This window comes from Enterobacter cloacae complex sp. 418I7, from assembly GCF_050030705.1.
GTDB classification, from domain to species: Bacteria; Pseudomonadota; Gammaproteobacteria; order Enterobacterales; family Enterobacteriaceae; genus Enterobacter; species Enterobacter intestinihominis.
The window spans coordinates 3,749,077-3,764,610 of record NZ_JBLGUU010000001.1; the positions used below are offsets into that span (position 1 = coordinate 3,749,077).

Below are 15,534 nucleotides of genomic sequence, written 5' to 3' on the forward strand. Positions count from 1 at the left end.
GTTACTTCCCGCCAGCCAGCTCCAGGAAGCTACCGGTGACATAGGAGGCTTTGTCGCTCAGCAGCCAGGTAATGGCCTGGGCGACCTCCTCCGGCTGACCGCCACGCTGCATCGGTAACAGCGACTTCACCCGATCCACACGCCCCGGCTCGCCGCCGGAGGCGTGAATATCGGTATAAATCAGGCCTGGCCGCACGCAGTTAACGCGAATACCCTGCGCCGCCACCTCCAGCGCGAGGCCGGTTGTCAGGGAATCCACGGCCCCTTTGGAGGCAGCATAATCCACATACTCCCCCGGTGCGCCCAGTCGTGAGGCCGCCGAGGAGACATTCACAATCGCGCCGCCCTTGCCGCCGTGTTTATGCGACATGCGCTTCACCGCCTCACGGCAGCAGAGAAAATAGCCAGTGACGTTGGTGGACAGCACGCGGTTAATACGTTCAGCGGAGAGGTTTTCGATGGAGGATTGTTCAAACAAAATCCCGGCGTTGTTCACCAGCGCGGCGAGCGGCTCACCTTCGCGATCGATGCTGTCGAACATCGCCATCACCTGCGATTCATCGCTGATATCCGCGCGCACGGCAAAGGCCTTACCGCCCGCGTCCACGATCTGATTAATGACCTCTGTCGCGGCTTTGATGTTGTGATGAAAATTCACCGCAACGGTGTAGCCTTCGCTTGCCAGCTGTAGCGCGGTGGCTTTACCAATACCCCGGCTGGCGCCGGTGACCAATGCAATTGCCATTCTGTTCTCCAAATAAAAAAGCCGGGTGGCGGCTTCGCCTTACCCGGCCTACGTTACTACAGGAACAACGTTACTGGTATTCGCTCATCGGCACGCAGGAGCAGAACAGGTTACGGTCGCCGTAAACATCATCAAGACGTTTCACGGTTGGCCAGTATTTGTTTGCTACACCTGCCGGGAAGACAGCCAGCTCGCGGGTATAACCGTGGTTCCACTCTGCCACCAGTTCGTTCTGGGTATGTGGCGCGTTAACCAGGGGGTTATCTTCCAGCGTCCATTCCCCGCCTTTCACGCGGTCGATTTCGCTGCGGATCGCCAGCATGGCGTCGATAAAGCGATCCAGCTCCACCTTGCTTTCAGACTCGGTCGGCTCAACCATCAGCGTACCCGCTACCGGGAACGACATGGTTGGCGCGTGGAAGCCGTAGTCGATCAGACGCTTGGCGATATCCAGCTCGCTGATGCCCGTCTCTTCTTTCAGAGGACGAATATCGAGGATGCATTCGTGCGCCACGCGACCGTCGCGACCGGTATAGAGCACCGGATAGGCGTCCTTCAGACGCGTTGCGATGTAGTTGGCGTTGAGGATCGCCACCTGGCTGGCTTGCTTCAGCCCTTCCGCGCCCATCATGCGGATGTACATCCAGCTGATTGGCAGGATAGAGGCGCTGCCGAACGGTGCCGCGGAGACCGCGCCCTGACGGGTCAGCATGCCTTCAATCTGCACCACGCTATGGCCTGGCACAAACGGTGCCAGGTGCGCTTTGACGCCGATTGGGCCCATGCCCGGGCCGCCGCCGCCGTGCGGAATACAGAACGTTTTATGCAGGTTGAGGTGCGACACGTCCGCGCCAATAAAGCCCGGAGAGGTAATGCCCACCTGGGCGTTCATGTTCGCGCCGTCGAGGTAAACCTGGCCGCCGAACTGATGCACCACTTCACACACTTCACGGATCGTTTCTTCGTACACGCCGTGGGTGGACGGGTAGGTCACCATGATGCAGGAGAGTTTGTCGCCTGCCTGCTCTGCTTTGGCGCGCAGGTCGGCCAGATCGATGTTGCCGTTTTTGTCGCACGCCACGACCACCACTTCCATCCCTGCCATCTGGGCAGAGGCCGGGTTGGTGCCGTGGGCAGAGCTTGGGATCAGACAGATATCGCGGTGGCCTTCGTTGCGGCTTTCGTGATAGTGACGGATCGCCAGCAGACCGGCGTATTCACCCTGCGCACCGGAGTTCGGCTGCATGCAGAGCGCGTCGTACCCGGTCAGCTTCACCAGCCAGTCGGAGAGCTGGTTGATCATCATGTGATAACCTTCCGCCTGCTCAGCCGGGCAGAACGGGTGCAGCTCGGAGAATTCAGGCCAGGTGATTGGGATCATCTCAGCCGCGGCGTTCAGCTTCATGGTGCAGGAGCCCAGCGGGATCATCGCCTGGTTCAGCGCCAGATCTTTACGTTCCAGAGAGTGCATGTAACGCATCATCTCGGTTTCGCTGTGATAGCGGTTGAACACCGGGTGAGTCAGGATCGCGTCGTCGCGCAGCATGCTTTCCTGAATGGAGCGGCTGTCGAGCGCAACCTCTTTGTCGAGCGTATCAACGTCCAGACCCTGTGCGTCACCCAGCAATACGTTGAACAGGGTCAGGATATCGTCACGGGTGGTGCTTTCGTCCAGCGTAATGCCGACCGCATTGTGAATGTCGCTGCGCAGGTTGATTTGTGCTGCCTCGGCGCGCGCCAGCACGGCCGCTTTGTCTGCCACCTCGACGCACAGGGTGTCGAAGTAGTGCTCATGACGCAGTCTGAGACCTTTCTGTTGCAGACCGCAGGCCAGGATATCGGCCAGACGGTGGATGCGGCTGGCAATGCGTTTCAGACCTGCCGGACCGTGGAACACCGCGTATAAGCTGGCAATGTTAGCCAGCAGCACCTGCGAGGTACAGATGTTGGAGTTCGCTTTCTCGCGGCGGATATGCTGCTCGCGGGTCTGCATCGCCATGCGCAGCGCGGTGTTACCGGCGGCATCTTTCGATACGCCGATAATACGGCCTGGCATGGAACGTTTAAATTCATCTTTCGCGCCAAAGAACGCCGCGTGCGGGCCGCCGTAGCCCATCGGCACGCCGAAGCGTTGCGCTGAGCCGAAGACAATATCCGCGCCCTGTTTACCTGGCGCCGTCAGCAGCACCAGCGCCATAAAATCAGCGGCGACGCTAACAATAACCTTACGGGATTTGAGCTCGGCGATCAGCGCGCTGTAATCATGCACTTCCCCGGTGGTGCCCACCTGCTGTAACAGCACGCCGAAGACGTCCTGGTGATCCAGCACTTTGTCAGCGTCGTCGACAATCACCTCAAAGCCGAAGGTTTCCGCACGGGTGCGCACCACGTCCAGCGTCTGGGGATGCACGTCCGCCGCGACGAAGAAGCGGTTGGCGTTTTTCAGCTTGCTCACGCGCTTCGCCATCGCCATCGCTTCAGCGGCGGCAGTGGCTTCATCCAGCAGCGAGGCAGAGGCGATATCCATACCGGTCAGATCCAGCGTCACCTGCTGGAAGTTCAGCAGCGCTTCCAGACGGCCCTGGGAGACTTCTGGCTGATACGGGGTGTAAGCGGTGTACCAGCCCGGGTTTTCCAGCATGTTACGCAGGATCACCGGCGGTAACTGCACGTTGGTGTAGCCCATGCCGATGTAAGACTTATAGCGCTTGTTAAGGCCGGCGATGGCCTTCAGCTCCGCCAGCGCGGCGAACTCCGTCGTGGACTCGCCTACCTGCGGCGGTGTGGCAAGCTGGATGTCTTTTGGCACGATCTGGCCGATCAGTGCGTTTAATGAATCCGCGCCAACTGTCTTCAGCATCTCCTGCTGTTGCTGAGCATCCGGCCCAATGTGACGTTCAATGAAGGCGCCACGGTTTTCAAGCTGGCTTAAAGTCTGTGTCATGAGCGATGGTTCCTGAAACGTGCAGTGAATCGTAATTATCTGTAACGCTGTTGCCCGGTGGCGCTAACGCTTACCGGGCCTACGTAGATCTGTAGGCCGGATAAGCGCAGCGCCATCCGGCACAACGTTATTCGTCTTCCAGTAGTGCTTCGTACGCGGTCGCATCCAGCAGCGCGGCAACCTGCGCTTCGTCGCTGGCTTTGATCTTAAAGATCCAGCCGCCTTCATAAGGCTCGCTGTTCACCAGCTCCGGGGAGTCGCTCAGCGCGTCGTTCACGGCAACAATTTCACCGCTCACCGGAGCGTAGATGTCAGAGGCCGCTTTAACGGATTCCGCCACCGCACAGTCGTCGCCTGCGCTCACGGTTGCGCCCACTTCCGGCAGGTCAACAAACACCATGTCGCCCAGCAGTTCCTGCGCGTGCTCGGTGATCCCAACGGTGTAAGTGCCGTCCGCCTCTTTGCGCAGCCACTCGTGTTCTTTGCTGTATTTCAGTTCTGCTGGCACATTGCTCATTGAAGTTCTCCTGATAAAAATAGTTAGGCGACCGGCTTACCGGCGCGAACAAAAATCGGTTTGGTCACGTTGACCGGCATTTCGCGGTTGCGGATCTGCACCACCGCCGTTTCGCCAATCCCCGCTGGCACGCGTGCCAGTGCAATACTGTAGCCGAGCGTCGGGGAGAACGTTCCGCTGGTGATCACGCCTTCGCGATGATTGCCATCGGCATCGGTGAAGCGCACCGGCAGCTCGCCGCGCAGAACGCCTTTTTCTTTCATCACCAGGCCAACCAGCTGTTCAGTGCCCTTCTCGCGCTGCATCTCCAGCGCTTCACGGCCAATAAAATCACGGTCAGCCGGTTCCCACGCGATGGTCCAGCCCATGTTGGCCGCCAGCGGTGAGACGCCTTCGTCCATCTCCTGACCGTAGAGGTTCATCCCCGCTTCCAGACGCAGCGTATCGCGCGCGCCTAGGCCCGCAGGCTTCACACCCGCCTCCACCAGCGCACGCCAGAAATCGGCGGCCTTTTCGTTTGGCATTGCAATTTCGTAGCCCGCTTCACCGGTGTAGCCGGTGGTGGCGATAAACAGATCCCCCGCCTGCACGCCGAAGAACGGCTTCATGCCTTCGGTTGCTTTGCGCTGCTCGTCGCTGAACAGAGACGCGGCTTTCGCCTGGGCGTTTGGCCCCTGCACCGCAATCAGCGACAGATCGTCACGAACGGTGATGTCGATGGCGTAAGGTTCAGCGTGTTGGGAAATCCAGGAGAGGTCTTTTTCGCGGGTGGCGGAGTTTACAACGAGGCGGAAGAAATCTTCGGTGAAGTAGTAGACGATGAGGTCGTCAATCACGCCGCCAGAGGCATTAAGCATGCCGGTATAGAGCGCTTTGCCCGGCGTTTTTAGTTTGGCGACGTCGTTTGCCAACAGATAACGCAAAAACTCCCGGGTGCGGCTTCCGCGCAGGTCGACAATCGTCATATGAGACACGTCGAACATACCGGCATCGGTGCGCACCGCGTGGTGCTCATCAATCTGCGAGCCGTAGTGCAGCGGCATCATCCAGCCGTGGAAGTCCACCATGCGGGCGCCGCATAACACGTGCTGTTCGTACAAAGGAGTCTGTTGAGCCATCTTTTCCTCGTTGAAAAATTCACCGTGAAACCCGGTGTCGACCTCGCGATCGGGGGCCGACGCAAACGTTCTCTTTTACCTGAACTTACCACCGAAACCGGCGGTTAACCATAAGGTAAAACGGGTCATCACATTAGCTTATGACCAAAAATCGCTGAAAAGCCTACAGAGTTATTCACTGGTAAAATGCGATTAAACCCGCATAAAATTAACATCGAGCTAACAGGATTTAGCAGATGGTGATATTTCGTGCGGAAAAACGGGCCGAATTTCCGTAACATAAAAATAGTAAGATTAGATTTTCTAATGCGAAAAATGACGTGAAATTAGATTATTTCAAACGAGGAGATTTCCCCGGCGCGAAGGCCGGGAAAATAAAGTGTGACGGGGATCGAGATTAACGTAACCAGTCGGGAAGATCGTTAAGGCCCATTGCCTGACGAAGAAGCTGCGGTTTGACGCCGGGAAGGGTGTCGGCCAGTTTGAGGCCGATATCGCGCAGCAGTTTTTTCGCCGGGTTCGCTCCGGCAAATAGCTCGCGGAAGCCCTGCATACCCGCCAGCATCATCGCCGCACTGTGTTTGCGGCTGCGCTCGTAGCGACGCAGATACAGATGCTGACCAATATCTTTACCTTCCCGATGCAGACGACGCAGCTCTTCAACCAGCTCGGCCGCGTCCATAAAGCCGAGGTTCACCCCCTGCCCGGCCAGCGGATGAATCGTATGCGCCGCATCCCCCACCAACGCCAGACGGTGCGCCGCAAACTGACGCGCGTAGCGACCGGTTAACGGAAACGCCTGGCGTTCGCTTTCAAGCGTGCACAGGCCCAGACGGTTATCAAACGCCACGCATAGCGCCTGATTAAAGGCGTCCGGCGTCGCCTCCTGCATCTGCTGCGCTTTCTCCGGCTCTAAAGACCAGACGATGGAGCAGAGATGCGGATCGGCAAGCGGCAGGAAGGCCAGAATGCCATCATTGTGGAAAATCTGGCGCGCCACGCCGCCATGCGGCTCTTCGGTGCGGATTGTGGCAACCAGGGCGTGATGACGGTAATCCCAGAAGGTCAGCGGAATATCCGCTTTGTTACGCAGCCAGGAATTGGCGCCGTCGGCACCCACTACCAGCCGCGCGGTCAGCATGTCGCCGCTTTCAAGAGTGATAAACGCGTCGTTTTCGCCCCACGCCACCTGCTGAAGTTTCGCCGGTGCGATCAGCGTGACGTCGCTGCACTGCTGCGCTTTTTGCCACAGCGCGTGGTGGATCACCGCGTTTTCAACGATGTGCCCAAGGTGGCTGTAGCCCATGCTTTCATCGTCAAACGCGATATGGCCGAAGCTGTCTTTATCCCACACTTCCATGCCATGGTAACAGCTGGCACGCAGCGCCACGATTTCAGACCAGACGCCAAGGTGCGTCAGTAGCTTTTCGCTGGCGGCATTGATCGCCGAGACGCGCAGCTCCGGCGGTGCATCCTGCGCCACGGGCTGCGGCGCGTTTTGCTCAAGCACCGCCACGCGCAGGCCGCTGCCCTGTAAACCACAGGCCAGCGCCAGTCCTACCATTCCGCCGCCGACAATGGCGACATCAACATTTTGCACGGTGATTACTCCTTAACGCGCGACCCAACCCAGGGTCCGCTGCGCCAGCACGTCACGTGCCGGAATGAACAGTTCCATCGCCATCAGCCCAAGGTTGCGACCCGCAACCAGCGGTGCCCAGCGATTGGCAAACAGGTGGACTAAACCGTCGGTAACGCCAATGGTCGCCGCTTTGTCCGCCTGACGTCGTTTCTGGTAATGGCTAAGCACTGAGTATGCGCCACAATCCTGTTGTTCGCTCCACGTCTGCGCCAGTAGCTCAGCCAGGCTCATCACGTCGCGCAGGCCAAGGTTAAAGCCTTGCCCGGCGATGGGGTGCAGCGTCTGCGCGGCGTTGCCGACCAGAGCGACGCGATGGGAGACAGTCTGCGATGCGGTCGTCAGCGCGAGCGGATAGGCCACGCGTTTTCCGGCCTGGGTGATACGCCCAAGCCGCCAGCCGAAGGCTTTTTGCAGCTCGGAACTAAAACGTTCGTCGGACCAGGAGAGAACCTCATCGGCCCGGTCCTGCGCATGGCACCACACCAGCGAGCAGCGCCCGTTCGACATCGGCAGCATGGCCAGCGGGCCGTGCTCAGTGAAGCGCTCAAATGCCCTGCCGTTATGCGTGCCAGCCGTAGAGACGTTAGCGATGACCGCCACCTGCCCATAGGGTTCAGAGCGCAATTCGACGCCGCACTGCGTGGCGATCGCGGAGCGTGAACCATCCGCCGCCACCAGCAGTTCCCCCTCCAGCGTGGTGCCGTTGTCCAGCGTCACGCTGACGGCTTCGTCACGGCGGCTAAAGCTGGCGACGCGCGCCGGACAGTGCAGCGTGACGCCAGGCGCGTCCTGTAAAAGACGGAACAGCCGCAGCCCTACGTCATGCAGCTCGACAACCTGCCCCAGCGCCTCGATCCGGTAATCGTGGGCATCCAGCGTCACAAACCCGGCGTGCCCGCGATCGCTGACGTGAACGGTGCCGATCGCCGTTGCGCAATCCGCTATCGCCTGCCAGATCCCAATACGCGCAAGCTGCTGACAGGTTCCCTGCGCCAGCGCGATAGCGCGGGCGTCGAAACCGGGATGATCGGTCGCCTGCGGCGCGACCGCCTCAACCAGATGCACCGGAAGCTGGCCCTGGGTTAACTGCGAAATAGCCAACGCCAGAGTAGCGCCGGTCATGCCTCCGCCAACAATGATTACGCTCATCCGCGTGCCGCCGCCATCAGCGCCTCGATGTCGTCGGCTTTTTTCACCACGGTCGCGGTCAGGTTTTCGTTACCGGTTTCGGTGATGACGATGTCATCTTCAATACGAATGCCGATCCCGCGGTACTGTTCCGGCACGTCGGCATCCGGCGCGATGTACAGCCCCGGCTCAACGGTCAGCACCATGCCAGGCTCCAGCACGCGCGAACGTTCCGGACCGTATGCCCCCACGTCATGCACATCCAGCCCCAGCCAGTGGCTCAGGCCATGCATAAAGTACGGGCGATGGGCGTTTTCGGTTATAAGGGTGTCCACATCGCCTTTCAGAATGCCAAGCTTCACCAGCCCGGTAATCATGATGCGCACCACCTCGCCCGTAACCTCCTGAATGGAGGTGCCAGGGCGGAACAGCGTCAGCGCGGTCTCCAGAGACTCAAGCACGATGTCATAGATTTCACGCTGCGCTGGGGTGAATTTACCGTTCACCGGGAAGGTACGGGTGATGTCACCCGCGTAACCCTGATATTCACAGCCGGCGTCAATCAGCACCAGATCGCCGTCGCGCAGTTCACTTTCGTTTTCGGTGTAGTGCAGAATGCAGCCGTTTTCCCCGCCGCCTACGATGGTGTTATAGGACGGGAAGCGCGCGCCGTGACGGTTAAATTCATGGTGAATTTCCCCTTCAAGCTGGTACTCGAACATACCGGGACGGCACTTTTCCATGGCACGGGTATGCGCCAGGGCGCTGATTTCGCCCGCGCGGCGCATCACATTCAGCTCTTCTTCAGACTTAAACAGGCGCATCTCATGCACCACCGGTCGCCAGTCTGTCAGGGTTGCGGGTGCAGACAAATTCTGACGTGAGCCTTTACGTAGCTTATCCAGCGCAGTGAAAACAATCTCATCCGCATAGGCGTATTCACCCTGTGCGTGATAGAGCACGTCCAGGCCGTTGAGCAGTTGATAGAGCTGCTGGTTGATTTCGCTGTAGGCCAGCGCGCGATCCACGCCCAGTTTTCCCGGCGCCGCCTCCTGCCCTAAGCGGCGACCAAACCAGATTTCCGCAGTCAGATCGCGAACGCGGTTGAAAATCACGCTGTGGTTGTGGGTGTCATTGCTTTTAATCAGCACCAGTACCGCTTCCGGCTCGTTAAACCCGGTGAAGTACCAGAAATCACTGCTCTGGCGATAGGGGTATTCGCTGTCGGCGCTGCGCGTCACTTCCGGCGCGGCGAAAATCAGGGCAGCGCTTCCCGGCTGCATTTTTGCCAGCAGCGCCTGACGACGGCGAGAATACTCTTGACTGGAGATAACCATGACACCCTCCTGTGCGTTATTTTTCTTAGTGTAATGTTGGCTTGCGAACTTCCGGCGCGGTCGGCTGCGAGCGCGTAAAGTTGTCGTGGCACAGCAGAGACGCCACGCGCACGTACTCGATGATCTCTTCGAGAGACATCTCCAGCTCTTCCTGGTCTTCGTCTTCATCGTAGCCGAGCTGGGCGATGTTACGCAGATCGTCGATCGCTTCACCCGCTTCGCCGGTCACTTTATCCAGTTTAGGCTGGGTTACGCCCAGGCCAAGCAGATAGTGGTTTACCCAACCCGCGAGCGCATCAGCGCGATCGAAGACGCTGACATCGTCGCCTTCAGGCAGATAAAGCTGAAAAAGAAAGCCATCGTCTTCCAGGGAATCGCTGGTTGTGGCGTGCATTTTACGCAGCGCTTCCGCCAGTTCGTGGCCAAATGCCAGCCCTTCGTTGGTGAGGTCGTGGATCAGCGGCAGCCATGAGCTGTCGCTGTTTCCGCCGCACAGTATGCCGCTGATCAGACCGTGCATTTCGGCAGGGGTTAGACCGACTCCCTGCTGGTTCAGTAACTGGTTTAAATCCTTGTAACCAGGCATTTCGTTCTGTATAGACATACGCATTCGTCATCAAAGGGAGGATATTCATGATATGCTACCACTTTGGACCCTGGTGATACCAGAAAAGGGCTTGTATCTTCACATCAGGGTAGCTATAGTGTCGCCCCTTCGCAGCCCCCGGGGCAGTAAGCGAAGGCAGCGCAGTCAATCAGCAGGAAGGTGGCATGTCTGCACAACCCGTCGATCTCCAGATTTTTGGCCGTTCACTGCGAGTGAATTGTCCGCCTGAACAAAGGGATGCTTTGAATCAGGCTGCGGACGATTTGAATCAGCGGTTGCAAGATCTAAAAGAACGCACTAGAGTCACAAATACTGAGCAGCTGGTTTTCATCGCCGCGTTGAACATCAGCTATGAACTGACTCAGGAAAAAGCGAAGACCCGCGATTACGCGGCAAGCATGGAGCAGCGCATTAAAATGCTCCAGCAGACCATTGAACAGGCATTGCTTGATCAAGGTCGCAGTCCTGAAAGACCGGGACCAAAGTTTGAATAACACTTCTCAGTTGACTATGGTAGAGTAACTGTGAAGACAAAATTTCTCTGAGATGTTTGCAAGCGGGCCAGTCCCCTGAGCCGATATTTCATACCACAAGAATGTGGCGCTCCATGGTTGGTGAGCATGCTCGGTCCGTCCGAGAAGCCTTAAAACTATGACGACACATTCACCTTGAACCAAGGGTTCAAGGGTTACAGCCTGCGGCGGCATCTCGGAGATTCCCTCTCTCTTCTTCTACCAACAACCATGACTCAATTCCCTGAAGTTTCTGCTTCACGCCAGGATATCCGTCAGCTCATTCGCCAGCGTCGTCGTGCCTTAAGCGCCGAACAACAGGCACAGTTTGCCCAGCAGGCCGCCGCCCGTATGATGGCCTATCCGCCTGTGGTGATGGCAAACACCGTCGCCTTGTTTCTTTCGTTTGATGGTGAGCTGGATACCCAACCGCTTATCGACCAGCTCTGGCGCGCCGGGAAAAAAGTTTATCTGCCGGTGCTGCATCCCTTTAGCCGGGGCAATCTGCTGTTTCTGCACTACCATCCGCACAGCGAGCTGGTGGTGAATCGTCTGAAAATCACCGAACCCAAACTCGACGTGCGCGATGTGCTGCCGCTATCTGAACTGGATGTGCTGATTACGCCGCTGGTGGCATTTGACGAGCAGGGACAGCGCCTGGGAATGGGCGGTGGTTTTTACGACAGAACGCTACAAAACTGGCAGCAGTACGGGTTGCAGCCGGTGGGCTATGCGCATGATTGTCAGGGCGTGGAGGCATTACCCGTGGAGAAATGGGATGTGCCGTTGCCGGCGGTGGTGACGCCAAGTAAAACCTGGACCTGGTAGAACAAAGCCGGGTGGCGGCTACGCCTTACCCGGCCTACATAAATCCTCGAACCTTGTAGGTCGGGTAAGCGTAAGCGCCACCCGACACACAGACCGCACGAACATTGTAGGTCGGGTAAGCGTAAGCGCCACCCGACACACAGACCGCACGAACATTGCAGGTCGGGTAAGCGTAAGCGCCACCCGACACCACAGACCGCACTATCAGTACAGCAGACGCGCGCGAATCGTCCCCGGAATGGCCTTCATGCTCTGCAAAGCTTTCTCGGCAATGTCTTCATCCGCTTCAATATCAATCACCACATAACCCATCTGCGCGTTCGTTTGCAGATACTGCGCGGCAATGTTGACGCCCTGTTCGGCAAAGATCTGGTTGATAGCAGTCAGCACGCCCGGACGGTTTTCGTGAATGTGCAGCAGACGACGCCCGCCGTGTAGCGGCAGAGACACTTCCGGGAAGTTCACCGCAGAGAGCGTTGAACCGTTGTCGGAATATTTGCTCAGCTTGCCCGCCACTTCCAGGCCGATATTCTCCTGCGCTTCCTGAGTAGAACCGCCGATGTGCGGCGTCAGGATCACGTTGTCGAACTCGCACAGTGGAGAGGTGAACGGATCGCTGTTGGTGGCCGGTTCCGTCGGAAACACGTCAATCGCCGCACCCGCCAGATGCTTACGCTTCAGCGCATCGCACAGCGCAGGAATATCGACTACTGTACCGCGCGCGGCGTTGATCAGCAGTGAGCCCGGCTTCATCAGCGCCAGCTCTTCCGCTCCCATCATGTTTTTGGTGGACGCATTTTCCGGCACGTGCAGGCTGACCACGTCGCTCATGTTCAGCAGGTCAGAAAGATGCTGCACCTGCGTCGCGTTACCCAGCGGCAGTTTGTTTTCGATATCGTAGAAAAACACGTGCATGCCAAGGGATTCCGCCAGAATACCGAGCTGCGTACCGATGTGGCCGTAACCAATAATCCCGAGTTTTTTACCACGCGCTTCGTAGGAGCCCGCGGCCAGTTTATTCCACACGCCGCGGTGCGCTTTGGCGTTAGCTTCCGGAATACCGCGAAGGAGTAGCAGCAGCTCGCCAATCACCAGCTCCGCCACGGAACGGGTGTTGGAGAACGGGGCGTTAAAAACCGGGATACCGCGTTTTGCGGCGGCATTCAGATCAACCTGGTTGGTACCGATACAGAAACAGCCAATCGCCACCAGCTTTTCCGCCGCAGCAATAACGTCTTCAGTCAGTTGGGTACGGGATCGCAGGCCAATGAAATGGGCATCACGGATGGACGCTTTCAGCTCTTCAGTATCCAGCGCGCCTTTGTGAAATTCGATGTTGGTGTAACCTGCAGCGCGAAGGCTATCGAGCGCTTTCTGGTGCACGCCTTCAACCAGCAGGAATTTAATCTTGTCTTTCTCCAGTGATACCTTTGCCATTTACCCGACCCTGTTTTTATCTGAACTGATGTTGTGCTGGATATAAATCCCGTGCAGCCAACATATCAAAAAAAACTATTGCAGCAATATGAACGTTTGCGTCGGCACTCTGAAGAAAAGTCATACAGAGCAAAATGACAGAGGAAAATGCTATGGAAATTTACAAACGCGGCAGGATCGGCAAAAGAGGCGGAAAAACGTGACACAAGTCACCGAATTTAGCTTTTCAAAATTTTTTAGCGGGGGGAGCGCTCCCCCCGTCAGATCATTTTACGATGGTTTTTACACCGTCAGCCGTGCCGATCAGCGCCACGTCCGCGCCACGGTTGGCAAATAACCCTACGGTAACGACGCCCGGAATGCCGTTGATCGCATTTTCCAGCGCAATGGCATCGAGGATCTCAAGGCCGTGAACGTCGAGGATCACGTTGCCGTTGTCGGTCACCACACCCTGACGGTATTCCGGACGACCACCCAGCTTCACCAGTTGACGTGCCACGGCACTGCGCGCCATCGGGATCACTTCGACCGGCAGCGGGAAACTCCCCAGAATGTCGACCTGCTTGGAGGCGTCCGCGATGCAGATGAACTTATCCGCCACGGAGGCAATGATTTTTTCACGGGTCAGCGCCGCGCCACCGCCTTTGATCATCTGCATGTGGCCGTTGATTTCATCCGCGCCATCAACGTAAATGCCCAGACGGTCCACTTCGTTGAGGTCGAAAACAGTGATGCCGAGGCTTTTCAGCTTTTCCGTGGAAGCATCGGAGCTCGAAACCGCGCCCTCGATTTGCCCCTTCATCGTGCCCAGCGCATCGATAAAGTGCGCCGCCGTCGATCCCGTACCAACACCGACAATGGTACCCGGCTGTACGTACTGGAGAGCGGCCCATCCTACTGCTTTTTTCAGTTCATCCTGCGTCATGATCGTTTTGCCTGTGGTGTGAAAACTCAGGGCGCATTATAGAACACGTCGAATGGATTTCGTCTGCCACGAAGGGAAAATTGTGTCATAGTGCAGATTAAGCAAAATTAAGGAGTCAGCCAGAGCAATGAAACGTCCGGACTACAGAACACTACAGGCACTTGATGCAGTTATTCGTGAACGCGGTTTTGAGCGCGCGGCGCAAAAGCTGTGTATCACCCAGTCCGCCGTATCACAGCGTATCAAACAGCTTGAAAACATGTTCGGGCAGCCGCTGCTGGTGCGTACCGTACCGCCGCGTCCAACGGAGCAAGGACAAAAGCTCCTCGCCCTGCTACGTCAGGTTGAACTGCTGGAAGATGAGTGGCTGGGCGATGAACAGACCGGCTCCACGCCGCTGCTGCTGTCGCTGGCGGTGAACGCCGACAGTCTGGCAACCTGGCTGCTGCCGGCCCTTGCGCCGGTGCTGGCCGACTCCCCTATCCGCCTGAATCTCCAGGTTGAAGATGAAACCCGCACCCAGGAACGCCTGCGTCGCGGCGAAGTGGTTGGTGCCGTCAGTATTCAGCCTCAGGCGCTGCCAAGCTGTCTGGTGGATCAGTTGGGCGCGCTGGATTACCTCTTCGTCGGTTCAAAAGCCTTTGCCGAGCGCTATTTCCCGAACGGTGTGACCCGCGCCGCGCTGCTGAAAGCGCCTGCCGTCGCGTTCGACCATCTGGACGATATGCATCAGGCCTTCCTGCAGCAAAACTTCGATCTGCCGCCGGGCAGCGTGCCGTGTCATATCGTTAACTCGTCCGAAGCCTTCGTGCAGCTTGCACGTCAGGGAACCACCTGCTGCATGATCCCGCATCTGCAGATTGAGAAAGAGTTGAAAAGCGGTGAGCTGATTGATTTAACTCCGGGGCTGTATCAGCGCCGGATGTTGTACTGGCACCGTTTTGCGCCGGAAAGCCGCATGATGCGCAACGTCACCGACGCGCTGCTGGCGTTTGGGCATAAGGTGTTAAGACAGGATTGAAAAACAAGCCGGGTGGCGGCTTCGCCTTACCCGGCCTACGGGTTACTGAGCTGGCTTTTCAGTCGGCTCCAGCTGGAACACCACATCAACCTGATCGTCGAACTGAATGGTTGGCTGCTCGTAGGTTTCCTGAGCAGAAACCGGCGCGGCATCCGCTTTCATCATCCGCACCATCGGGCTTGGCTGGTAGTTTGAGACGTGGTAACGCACGCTGTAAACCGGACCGAGCTTGCTCTTGAAGCCGGATGCCAGCTGCTGCGCCTGATGAATGGCATCATCAATCGCCGCTTTACGCGCTTCGTCTTTATACTTCTCCGGTTGCGCAACGCCCAGCGAGACGGAACGAATTTCGTTCAGCCCAGCCTTCAGCGCACCATCCAGCAATCCGTTGAGCTTATCAAGCTGGCGCACGGTCACTTCTACAGTACGCACGGCGCGATAGCCTTTCAGGATGCTTTTGCCGTTCTGGTAATCGTAATCCGGTTGAGTACGCAGGTTCGCAGAGCTGATGTCTTTTTTCGCGACACCGTTCTGTTCCAGGAAAGAGAGGTATTGCGCAACACGATCGTCTGCCTGTTTCTTGGCGGAAGCAGCATCTTTCGCCGCCACGTTCACTTCAATTGCCAGGGTTGCAACATCCGGTACCGCATCCACGCTTGCCGTACCTGAAGTGACAATGTGCGGGCCGTTTGGCAGTTCATTCGCCTGCACCGACACCGCACCTAAACTTACTAATGCCGCCAGGGCCATCACCTTAAACTTCACTGTCATTC

At 57.6% G+C, this 15,534-nt stretch carries 14 protein-coding genes and 1 other RNA gene; 4 read left to right on the forward strand and 11 right to left on the reverse strand.

What is annotated here, in order from left to right; genetic code table 11:
• Position 1: 1 nt before the first annotated feature.
• From ACQG0S_RS18035 to ACQG0S_RS18070, 8 genes are all read right to left on the reverse strand, one after another.
• Complete coding sequence (locus ACQG0S_RS18035) at positions 2–745, reverse strand: SDR family oxidoreductase (protein ID WP_022649314.1); 744 nt, start codon at positions 743–745, stop codon at positions 2–4.
• 70 nt (positions 746–815) lie between these two features.
• Positions 816–3,689: an aminomethyl-transferring glycine dehydrogenase gene (gene gcvP, locus ACQG0S_RS18040; RefSeq protein WP_045308801.1), complete on the reverse strand. Its 2,874-nt coding sequence runs from the start codon at positions 3,687–3,689 to the stop codon at positions 816–818.
• Between the two features lie 127 nt (positions 3,690–3,816).
• Positions 3,817–4,206: a glycine cleavage system protein GcvH gene (gene gcvH / locus ACQG0S_RS18045; protein ID WP_006811885.1), complete on the reverse strand. Its 390-nt coding sequence runs from the start codon at positions 4,204–4,206 to the stop codon at positions 3,817–3,819.
• Positions 4,207–4,229: 23 nt separating this feature from the next.
• On the reverse strand, positions 4,230–5,324 hold the full coding sequence (gene gcvT / locus ACQG0S_RS18050) for a glycine cleavage system aminomethyltransferase GcvT (protein WP_003860107.1): 1,095 nt from the start codon (positions 5,322–5,324) through the stop codon (positions 4,230–4,232).
• A gap of 397 nt (positions 5,325–5,721) precedes the next feature.
• Positions 5,722–6,924 carry an FAD-dependent 2-octaprenylphenol hydroxylase gene (gene ubiI / locus ACQG0S_RS18055; protein ID WP_022649317.1) on the reverse strand — a complete coding sequence of 401 codons (1,203 nt, stop codon included), beginning with the start codon at positions 6,922–6,924 and terminating at the stop codon, positions 5,722–5,724.
• A gap of 12 nt (positions 6,925–6,936) precedes the next feature.
• Positions 6,937–8,115: a 2-octaprenyl-6-methoxyphenyl hydroxylase gene (ubiH, locus tag ACQG0S_RS18060; RefSeq protein WP_048966711.1), complete on the reverse strand. Its 1,179-nt coding sequence runs from the start codon at positions 8,113–8,115 to the stop codon at positions 6,937–6,939.
• Positions 8,112–9,425: a Xaa-Pro aminopeptidase gene (gene pepP / locus ACQG0S_RS18065; protein ID WP_100248979.1), complete on the reverse strand. Its 1,314-nt coding sequence runs from the start codon at positions 9,423–9,425 to the stop codon at positions 8,112–8,114. The genes ubiH and pepP overlap by 4 nt, the downstream gene beginning before the upstream one ends.
• A gap of 31 nt (positions 9,426–9,456) precedes the next feature.
• Positions 9,457–10,035, reverse strand: a complete 579-nt coding sequence (locus ACQG0S_RS18070) for a YecA family protein (protein WP_074142809.1) — start codon at positions 10,033–10,035, stop codon at positions 9,457–9,459.
• 167 nt (positions 10,036–10,202) lie between these two features.
• Between ACQG0S_RS18070 and zapA the strand changes: the two genes are divergently transcribed.
• The 3 genes from zapA to ACQG0S_RS18085 all read left to right on the forward strand — a co-directional run bounded on the left by zapA (position 10,203) and on the right by ACQG0S_RS18085 (position 11,378).
• Positions 10,203–10,532 carry a cell division protein ZapA gene (zapA, locus tag ACQG0S_RS18075; protein WP_003860096.1) on the forward strand — a complete coding sequence of 110 codons (330 nt, stop codon included), beginning with the start codon at positions 10,203–10,205 and terminating at the stop codon, positions 10,530–10,532.
• A 41-nt stretch (positions 10,533–10,573) separates the two neighbouring features.
• Positions 10,574–10,757, forward strand: a non-coding RNA gene (gene ssrS, locus ACQG0S_RS18080) — 6S RNA.
• A gap of 24 nt (positions 10,758–10,781) precedes the next feature.
• A complete protein-coding gene (locus ACQG0S_RS18085; RefSeq protein WP_022649320.1) occupies positions 10,782–11,378 on the forward strand; it encodes a 5-formyltetrahydrofolate cyclo-ligase in 597 nt (198 codons plus the stop codon).
• Positions 11,379–11,582: 204 nt separating this feature from the next.
• Here ACQG0S_RS18085 and serA read toward each other — a convergent pair whose 3' ends face one another.
• Positions 11,583–12,815, reverse strand: a complete 1,233-nt coding sequence (gene serA, locus ACQG0S_RS18090; RefSeq protein ID WP_022649321.1) for a phosphoglycerate dehydrogenase — start codon at positions 12,813–12,815, stop codon at positions 11,583–11,585.
• 265 nt (positions 12,816–13,080) lie between these two features.
• Positions 13,081–13,740, reverse strand: coding sequence for a ribose-5-phosphate isomerase RpiA (gene rpiA / locus ACQG0S_RS18095; protein ID WP_022649322.1), 660 nt, complete (start codon positions 13,738–13,740; stop codon positions 13,081–13,083).
• Between the two features lie 127 nt (positions 13,741–13,867).
• Between rpiA and argP the strand changes: the two genes are divergently transcribed.
• The gene (gene argP / locus ACQG0S_RS18100) at positions 13,868–14,761 is read left to right on the forward strand and encodes a DNA-binding transcriptional regulator ArgP (RefSeq protein ID WP_003860089.1); all 894 of its coding nucleotides are present in this window, start codon (positions 13,868–13,870) and stop codon (positions 14,759–14,761) included.
• 42 nt (positions 14,762–14,803) lie between these two features.
• Here the strand turns inward: argP and ACQG0S_RS18105 are convergent, their stop codons facing one another.
• Complete coding sequence (locus ACQG0S_RS18105; protein ID WP_022649323.1) at positions 14,804–15,526, reverse strand: oxidative stress defense protein; 723 nt, start codon at positions 15,524–15,526, stop codon at positions 14,804–14,806.
• Positions 15,527–15,534: the final 8 nt, after the last annotated feature.

What these genes read in the sequence shown, in the direction of transcription:
- ACQG0S_RS18070 (WP_074142809.1), bottom strand. Translation starts at nt 10,035, where the DNA reads ATGTCTATACAGAACGAAATGCCTGGTTACAAGGATTTAAACCAGTTA.
- rpiA (WP_022649322.1), bottom strand. Translation starts at nt 13,740, where the DNA reads ATGACGCAGGATGAACTGAAAAAAGCAGTAGGATGGGCCGCTCTCCAG.
- argP (WP_003860089.1), top strand. Translation starts at nt 13,868, where the DNA reads ATGAAACGTCCGGACTACAGAACACTACAGGCACTTGATGCAGTTATT.
- gcvT (WP_003860107.1), bottom strand. Translation starts at nt 5,324, where the DNA reads ATGGCTCAACAGACTCCTTTGTACGAACAGCACGTGTTATGCGGCGCC.
- gcvH (WP_006811885.1), bottom strand. Translation starts at nt 4,206, where the DNA reads ATGAGCAATGTGCCAGCAGAACTGAAATACAGCAAAGAACACGAGTGG.
- gcvP (WP_045308801.1), bottom strand. Translation starts at nt 3,689, where the DNA reads ATGACACAGACTTTAAGCCAGCTTGAAAACCGTGGCGCCTTCATTGAA.
- ubiH (WP_048966711.1), bottom strand. Translation starts at nt 8,115, where the DNA reads ATGAGCGTAATCATTGTTGGCGGAGGCATGACCGGCGCTACTCTGGCG.
- ACQG0S_RS18085 (WP_022649320.1), top strand. Translation starts at nt 10,782, where the DNA reads ATGACTCAATTCCCTGAAGTTTCTGCTTCACGCCAGGATATCCGTCAG.
- zapA (WP_003860096.1), top strand. Translation starts at nt 10,203, where the DNA reads ATGTCTGCACAACCCGTCGATCTCCAGATTTTTGGCCGTTCACTGCGA.
- serA (WP_022649321.1), bottom strand. Translation starts at nt 12,815, where the DNA reads ATGGCAAAGGTATCACTGGAGAAAGACAAGATTAAATTCCTGCTGGTT.
- ACQG0S_RS18035 (WP_022649314.1), bottom strand. Translation starts at nt 745, where the DNA reads ATGGCAATTGCATTGGTCACCGGCGCCAGCCGGGGTATTGGTAAAGCC.